3 protein-coding genes are annotated in these 1,613 nt (G+C 45.1%); all 3 read left to right on the plus strand.

Translation table 11 applies throughout. The annotated features are described in order from the left end of the window. A partial coding sequence (locus G500_RS25980) for a hypothetical protein (RefSeq protein ID WP_027002199.1) occupies positions 1-657 on the plus strand: 657 nt, incomplete at its 5' end. 12 nt (positions 658-669) lie between these two features. Continuing rightward, entirely contained in the window at positions 670-1,212 is a 543-nt protein-coding gene (locus tag G500_RS0108220; RefSeq protein WP_027002200.1) for a hypothetical protein, read from the plus strand. Position 1,213: 1 nt separating this feature from the next. Continuing rightward, entirely contained in the window at positions 1,214-1,534 is a 321-nt protein-coding gene (locus G500_RS0108225) for a hypothetical protein (protein WP_027002201.1), read from the plus strand. Positions 1,535-1,613 lie beyond the last annotated feature (79 nt).

Here is a 1,613-nt window from a genome sequence, read left to right on the forward strand (position 1 = left end):
GAAGATGATGACTACGACGACGAAGACGACTACGAACAAAGTCAATCAGGAATTTATCAGCCCAAGCGCGTGAATCCTTCAAATAAACAGTTCTTGACATTCAACATTGAGAACCAAGATACTCTCGCGACTTCTCAAACCGTCACCTTATTTGGCTCATTTTCGGGCAACGTAAATGACCGAAACGTACATATCACCCTTGACGAAAGCGACTATAAGGCATTTTTAGCCGAAACAGTAGCAAACCCCTACGTTTTGGGCAATCCTCGCTATCGCGTGCAAGATGCAGCGCAATACTCAAACACTTTTTCAGTGAAGGAAATCGATGCAGTGGGCGCAGAAAGAGCGCGTAAGGTACAGCCTGCAAACTTTGAAGACCCTCGAAACCAAAACGATAGACTCATTATCATGGACGGTTTCAGTTTGGTAGCCGACGGCAAATCGACATTATCTTTCAATTTGCCAAGTCTGCAAAAAGTTACCCTGACCTTTGAGGTTTTGGCGCGTGTGAATAACTCGAAAATGCTTCGAGGCAATTCTGCTATCGATTCGCTTGGGTCGCTTTGGGGACAAGGTCAGCAGCAGCAGGCGCGTAAAAAGCGCAAGTCTTCGGATTGCGGCTGTGGCGGTGCAAAGCGTCGTCCTCGCTGTCGATAGTGGCAATAATTTTTGAGCAGTCTATTTTTTATTGATACTTTGGCAAGTGGCTTTGCGCTTGCCAAAGTTTTTACCACTTTTTTTATGGAGGCACAAAAGGCATTTATTGACTACGTAACCGAAGCAAACCCCAGAGGTATCATGCGTTTGGCGTATCAGCGGGGCGAATTGCCCTACGCCTACCAAGAACCTGTGCAGGACTATCTCAAACGCATTGCCTCAAATATCATTGCGGATATAGGCTTTGATGAGTTCAGAAGCCAAACCGAGCCTTTCAAAACTGAACCCCAAGACGAACCCCAAGAAAAGCTAATCGTTTTGCCTCAAAGCCCCGAAGCCCAGAGGCGTGCCATTGTGCGCCGTCCTGTTGTGCGAACCAAAAAAAGGCGAAAGAAAGCCGCCAAAAAAGATACATTTGTTAATTTTTTTGGCAATAGCAACCAAAATCAACCCCAAGACGAGGGGCAACAAATCGCCATTTGGTTAGGTGCTACGGTGCTTATTATTATGGTTACATTCTTTTTTATGTCGCTTTTAACCAAGAAGGGAGGATAACATGGTAGCAATCGGCGCAATCATGGCGGGAGCGGGGCAAATTGTTGGAGGCGTAACCAATGTAATCGGCAACGCACAGCAAAAAAAGCTAAATGAGCAAAACCAGCGCATGGCAATCGTATCAGGCTTGCAGCAAAATCAACAATTCACGCAGGCGCGAGCCTTAGCCCAAGACCAAGCGCGTTTCGAGCAACAAAAAGCAGTAGCGCAACAAAAAGCCGACGAAAAAAAGCAAAAAAATACACTTCTAATAGCGGGCGTTGCAGGCGGCTTCATTCTTATAGCCGTCATTATTTTTATTGCAACCAAAAAACAAAACTAACATGGGTGCAAAATCACTTTTTATTGAGAATTTTTCGCTACCAGAAGAAAAAGAAAACTTCTTAGGCATCTGTTTAGGA

The sequence above is a fragment of the Hugenholtzia roseola DSM 9546 genome (assembly GCF_000422585.1).
Classification (GTDB): Bacteria; Bacteroidota; Bacteroidia; order Cytophagales; family Bernardetiaceae; genus Hugenholtzia; species Hugenholtzia roseola.

What these genes read in the sequence shown, in the direction of transcription:
- G500_RS0108225 (WP_027002201.1), top strand. Translation starts at nt 1,214, where the DNA reads ATGGTAGCAATCGGCGCAATCATGGCGGGAGCGGGGCAAATTGTTGGA.